This is a genomic window from Streptomyces sp. WELS2, from assembly GCF_013870595.1.
Taxonomy (GTDB): Bacteria; Actinomycetota; Actinomycetes; order Streptomycetales; family Streptomycetaceae; genus Streptomyces.
In genome coordinates, this window is the sequence record NZ_JACBWZ010000421.1 from 1 (window position 1) to 5,394 (window position 5,394).

The following is a 5,394-nucleotide window of genomic DNA, read 5'->3' on the forward strand; positions in this document are numbered from 1 at the left end:
AGGGGGCCTTCGTGTCGGTGTTGGGCCGAACGGGTGACTTGGCGTAAGAATTGGCTGGTGGCCCTTGCGCACGACCAGTTCCGCACCCTCGCCCGCGAGGCTGGTGCGGAACTGGTCGTGCGCAAGGGCCAGTACGGTCCCTGGCACCCCGGCCGGTGCGCCGAGCTGGTGGTCGTCGCCGACGGCGCCGAGCGGGTCGTCGGCCACGCGGGCGAACTGCACCCGCGGGTCGTGAAGGCCCTGGGTCTGCCCGAGCGCACCTGCGCGATGGAGCTGGACCTGGACGCCCTGGAGGCGGCGGGCGACGGCGTTCCGCAGGCCCCCGGTATCTCCACGTTCCCGGTCGCCACGCAGGACGTCGCCCTCGTCGTCGACAAGCCGGTCCCGGCCGCCGAGGTCGAGGCTGCGCTGCGCGAGGGCGCGGGCGAACTGCTGGAGTCCATCCGGCTGTTCGACGTCTACGAGAACGCCGAGCAGCTGGGCGAGGGCCGCAAGTCGCTCGCGTACGCGCTGCGGTTCCGGGCGGGCGACCGGACGCTGACCGTGGACGAGGCGTCTGCCGCGCGGGACGCCGCGGTCGCCCTCGCGGGCGAGCGGACGGGCGCGGTGCTGCGCGGCTGAGCGCGGGTGGGGTCCGTGCCTTCGGGGCACCGACCCCCCCCGGATAAATGCGGGTTGACTGACGGTCGGATCACTCATTCGAGTGGGAACTCGGGGTGATCCGGTCCGCTCGGGTCCTTCCCTCGACAGAATCGGACCGGCCTTTCGGGGTCGGTCCGTCTGCTCTGTCAGGCCCACATGGGGGACCACAGGCATGATCCGCATCAAGGCACGGGCGCCCACCGGGCGGGCAACCGTACTGCCCACCGTCTGGGGAGCCGTCGCGGTCGGCTACAAGTTCGGCTGCCCGCTCGCCCAGCAGAACGGCCTCGGGGCGCGCATCGTCACCAGCGCCGTGTTCTTCGCCGTCGGCACCGGCCTCGTCCTGCACGTCCGCCGCACCCTGCTCCGGGAGTTGCGGATCGCCCGGAAGGTGGCGCGCACCGCGCAGGACGTCGTGCTGCGTCCGCCGCCGCCCCGGGTGGACGGGATCGATGTCGCCGCCGCCCAGCTCTCCGCCGACCGGGGCGCGAGTGTGGGCGGCGATCTGTACGAGGCCATCGCCACCGAGCACGGCGTCCGCGTGGTGATGGGGGACGTACGGGGGCACGGCCTGGCCGCCCTCGGCACCGTCGCCGCGCTGCTCGGCAGCTTCCGCGAGGCCGCCCACGACGAGGCCCGGCTGGACCGGGTGCTGCGCCGGCTGGACCGAGCCCTCGCCCGCCACCTGCGCGAACGCGCCCGCGCCGAGCACCCGGCACACGGCGGCAGCGAGCCGGAGACCCCGGTCGCGGAGGAGTTCGTCACCGTGCTGCTCCTGGAGATCGGCCCGGACGGCGAGGTACGCGCCCTCAACTGCGGCCATCCCTGGCCCTATCTGCTCAGCGGTACGGCGGTCGGCCCGCTCTCGCACCTCGATCCGCTCCCGCCGCTCGGGCCGTTCCCGCTGCCGGCCGAGCTGACCGCCCGGTCCTGCGGCCGGCTGCTGCCGGGGGAGTCGCTGGTGCTGTTCACCGACGGGGCGGAGGAGGCGCGGGATGCGCGGGGACGGTTCTTCCCGCTGCCGAAGGTGCTGGCGGAGGCGGTGCGGGGGCAGCCGGTCACCCCGCACACGGTCCTGCGCACGGTCCTGCGCGCCCTCCTCGACCACACCGGCGGCACCCCCGCCGACGACGTGGCGCTGATGGTGCTGTGCAACGCCCGCGGCCCCCGGCCCCGGGCGGCGGCCACGGAGCCCGGCGCCCGGTTCACACCCCGTGTGAAGGCGGAACCACTACGCTGACGGCACCAGGCCACCCGGGGGGCATCCCATGCAGCCCAACACTCTGCTCGACGCGATCCTGGACGAGGCGGGGATCTCGCACGCCGGACTCGCCGCCCACGTCAACCAGGCGGGCCGCGCCCGCGGTCTCGCGCTGCGGTACGAACACACCGCCGTGGCACGCTGGCTGAAGGGCCAGCGGCCCCGCGGCCAGGTGCCCGACCTGATCTGCGAGGTACTGGCGGCCCGGCTGCACAGACCGGTCACGCTGGACGACATCGGGCTCGGCGTGCCCGGCGGGCCGAGCAGCCCGCACGCCGGTTCGCTGGGCGGGTTCGTGGAGCGGGCCACCGCCCTGTGGCGGTCGGACGAGCAGCAGCGGCCCCATGTGCTGGACGCCCCCGCGGTCACCGGCACCCCGGCCGTGATGCCGGTGTGGGAGTGGGAGAACCCGCCCGAGGACGTGGACGTCTCCCGGGGCGGCCGGCAGCAGGTCACCGCGTCCGACATCGAGGTGCTGCGGGCCGCCCGGGCGCACTACGAGCAGATGTACCGCAAGGCCGGCGGGATGGCGACCCGCACCCGGGTCGTCGGCTTCCTCAACGCCGAGGCCGCGCCGCTGCTGCGGGGCAGCTACACCGACGCCACCGGCCGCCGGCTGCACCGCGCCACGGGCGCGCTGGTGGCGATCGCGGGCATCTGCGCGTACGACTCCGACGCCCATGGCCTCGCCCAGCGCTACTTCCACCAGGCACTCCGGCTCGCCAAGGCCAGCGGGGACCGGGGACTGGGCGCCTATGTGATCGCGCTGCTGGTCAACCAGTCGCTGTTCATGCGGGAGTACCGGCAGGCCGTCGCCTTCGCCGAGGCCGCGCTGCGCACCGCCGGCCGGCACATCACCCCGGCGCTCGCCTCCGACCTGTACGCCATGCAGGCCAAGGCCTACGCCCACCTCGGCGACAGCGGCGGCGCGCTGTCCCGCATCCGGTGCGCGGAGACGGCGGCCGAGCGGATCCGGCGCGGTCACGAGCCCGCCGAGACCGGGTATGTGCAGCCGGGGCTGGTCAATGTGCAGGTGGCCGAGGCGCTGCTGAGCCTCGGTGACCTCACCGGGGCCCGGGAGCACGCGGCGGCGGCCGTCGGCACCCCCGCCCACGACCGGGGCCGGGTGCACCGGCTGGCCATGCTCAGCACCATCGAGCTGCGCCGGGGCAACGCCGACCAGGCCGTGGCCACCGCCGTGCAGATGGCGGAGCAGGCCCGCGGCATGGAGTCGCAGCGGCTGCGCGACCGGCTGCGCGCGGTGCGCGAGCATCTGGTGCGCTGCGGCTCGGCCGGCACCGCCGAGGCCGCCGAACTGATCGACGGAGCGCTGCGCGTGCCGTTGTAGGCGCTCTGTGGGGTACACGGTTCCTGCTGCGATATTGCCACTCACCCGACGGAAGGTGGCATACCGTGCAGTGGACGAAACACTGTGAAAAAACCGTGTATGAGACCCGCTGGTTCCGTGTCAACCTCGCGGATGTCGAACTGCCGGACGGCCGGCACCTCGACCACTTCGTGATCCGGCTGCGGCCCGTGGCCGTGGCGACGATCGTCAACGAGGCGAACGAGGTGCTGCTGCTGTGGCGGCACCGCTTCATCACCGACAGCTGGGGCTGGGAGCTCGCGGCGGGCGTCGTCGAGGACGGCGAGGACATCGCGAGCGCGGCGGCCAGGGAACTGGAGGAGGAGACCGGCTGGCGGCCGGGGCCCCTGCACCACTTGATGACCGTGGAGCCGTCCAACGGCCTCACCGACGCCCGGCACCACGTCTACTGGTCCGACCGGGGCGAGTTCGCCGGACATCCCGTGGACGACTTCGAGTCGGACCGGCGGGAATGGGTCCCCCTCAAACTCGTCCCCGACCTGATCGCCCGTGGGGAGGTCCCGGCCGCCAACATGGCGGCCGCGTTACTCCTGTTGCACCACCTCAGGCTCGCCGAGGGCTAGTGGGCCGACAGCGCCTGCCAGAGCGTCACCACGAGCGCGCCGAGCGCGGTCAGCGGCCAGCGTGCGTGTTCCAGCGAGGCCATCCGGGAGTTCAGATCGTCCAGTTCCTTGGCGGTCTCCTCGGTGCGGTGGCGCAGCAGCGCCAGTCCTCCCTCGACCCTGGCGTAGGCCACGTCGAGGCGGCGTCGTAACTCTGCGAGTTCTCCATGGACCACGGGATGCTCCGGTTCGGCGGTCACGGGTCCGCTCCTTTCGCTGGTCGAAATCAGTGGTTCCGCATCCCTTGCATGCGCATGATGAGTCAACTCGCCTGGTGGGCGCGTGGAAAGCGTGTGTGGCGGGCATATGCGTGCCCGTCGCGCACACGGTGTGTGAAACAGTCGGGCCCGGCACCGTACTCCGGTGCCGGGCCCGACGGGCGTCGCTCTTCGTAATCAGCCGTGGGTTCAGCCGTAGGTGTAGAAGCCCGACCCGGTCTTGCGGCCGAGCCGGCCCGCCTCCACCATGCGCTGGAGCAGCGGGGGAGCGGCGTACAGCGGCTCCTTGTACTCGGCGTACATCGAGTTGGCGATGGAGACGATGGTGTCCAGGCCGATCAGGTCGGACAGCTTCAGCGGGCCCATCGGGTGGGCGCAGCCCATCTCCATGCCGTTGTCGATGTCCTCGCGGCTCGCGATGCCGGACTCGAACATCCGGATCGCCGACAGCAGGTAGGGCACCAGCAGCGCGTTCACCACGAACCCGGAACGGTCCTGGGCGCGGATGGCGTGCTTGCCGAGCACCTTCTCGGCGAAGACCTGGGCCCGGCTGAGCGTGCCCTCGGAGGTGGTGAGCGCCGGGATCAGCTCGACCAGCTGCTGCACCGGGGCCGGGTTGAAGAAGTGGATGCCGACGACGTGGTCCGGGCGGGCGGTGGCGACGGCCAGCTTCACCAGCGGGATCGAGGAGGTGTTGGAGGCCAGGATGGCGTCCGGGCGGGTCACCACCTGGTCGAGCACCTGGAAGATCTCGGTCTTGACCTGCTCGTTCTCGACCACGGCCTCGATCACCAGGTCCCGGTCGGAGAACTCGCCGAGGTCGGTGGTGAAGCTCAGCCGCGCCTGGCCGGCGTCCCGCTCCGCCTCGGTGATCTTGCCGCGCTCGGCGGCCTTGGCCAGGGAGTTGTACAGCCGGGTACGGCCGATCTCCAGGGCCTCGCCGGTGGTCTCGGCGACCTTCACGTCCAGTCCCGCGCGGGCGCACACCTCGGCGATGCCGGCGCCCATCTGGCCGCAGCCCACGACTCCGACGCGCTCGATGTCGGTCACATCGTCCCCTTCGCTGGTCTTCCGGCTGGCTGGGCAGGACCCCCGGGTTTCGGCGCCTGCTCCGATCGTGCACGTTACCGCCAAGTATCGATGATCGATCGCCCGGGTGGGGGCATCCTGGAGCGCGGGACGATCCGTGACCGAGCGGATCCGCAGCGTACGGGAGGCGGTCGGTGGCACGCATCTCGCGACGGACCCTCGCACGGGCCGCGCTGTCCGCACTGGCCATCCCGG

The 5,394-nt window shown here is 72.5% G+C and carries 6 protein-coding genes; 4 read left to right on the forward strand and 2 right to left on the reverse strand.

Translation table 11 applies throughout. From position 1 onward, the window contains the following. Nucleotides 1-33: 33 nt before the first annotated feature. The 4 genes from H5J33_RS22160 to H5J33_RS22175 all read left to right on the forward strand — a co-directional run bounded on the left by H5J33_RS22160 (nt 34) and on the right by H5J33_RS22175 (nt 3,853). Complete coding sequence (locus H5J33_RS22160; protein WP_309485463.1) at nt 34-621, forward strand: hypothetical protein; 588 nt, start codon at nt 34-36, stop codon at nt 619-621. Nucleotides 622-814: 193 nt separating this feature from the next. After that, on the forward strand, nt 815-1,882 hold the full coding sequence (locus tag H5J33_RS22165; protein ID WP_181796665.1) for a PP2C family protein-serine/threonine phosphatase: 1,068 nt from the start codon (nt 815-817) through the stop codon (nt 1,880-1,882). Nucleotides 1,883-1,910: 28 nt separating this feature from the next. Beyond that, nucleotides 1,911-3,251, forward strand: a complete 1,341-nt coding sequence (locus H5J33_RS22170; RefSeq protein WP_181796666.1) for a transcriptional regulator — start codon at nt 1,911-1,913, stop codon at nt 3,249-3,251. 65 nt (nt 3,252-3,316) lie between these two features. Beyond that, complete coding sequence (locus H5J33_RS22175) at nt 3,317-3,853, forward strand: NUDIX hydrolase (protein ID WP_181796667.1); 537 nt, start codon at nt 3,317-3,319, stop codon at nt 3,851-3,853. Here the strand turns inward: H5J33_RS22175 and H5J33_RS22180 are convergent. Beyond that, entirely contained in the window at nt 3,850-4,092 is a 243-nt protein-coding gene (locus tag H5J33_RS22180) for a hypothetical protein (protein ID WP_181796668.1), read from the reverse strand. The genes H5J33_RS22175 and H5J33_RS22180 overlap by 4 nt on opposite strands. Before the next feature lie 207 nt (nt 4,093-4,299). Continuing rightward, the gene (locus H5J33_RS22185; protein ID WP_181796669.1) at nt 4,300-5,160 is read right to left on the reverse strand and encodes a 3-hydroxybutyryl-CoA dehydrogenase; all 861 of its coding nucleotides are present in this window, start codon (nt 5,158-5,160) and stop codon (nt 4,300-4,302) included. Nucleotides 5,161-5,394 lie beyond the last annotated feature (234 nt).

Bases quoted from the DNA above. Each gene is read 5' to 3' on its own strand.
- H5J33_RS22165 (WP_181796665.1), top strand. From the start codon at position 815: ATGATCCGCATCAAGGCACGGGCGCCCACCGGGCGGGCAACCGTACTG.
- H5J33_RS22170 (WP_181796666.1), top strand. From the start codon at position 1,911: ATGCAGCCCAACACTCTGCTCGACGCGATCCTGGACGAGGCGGGGATC.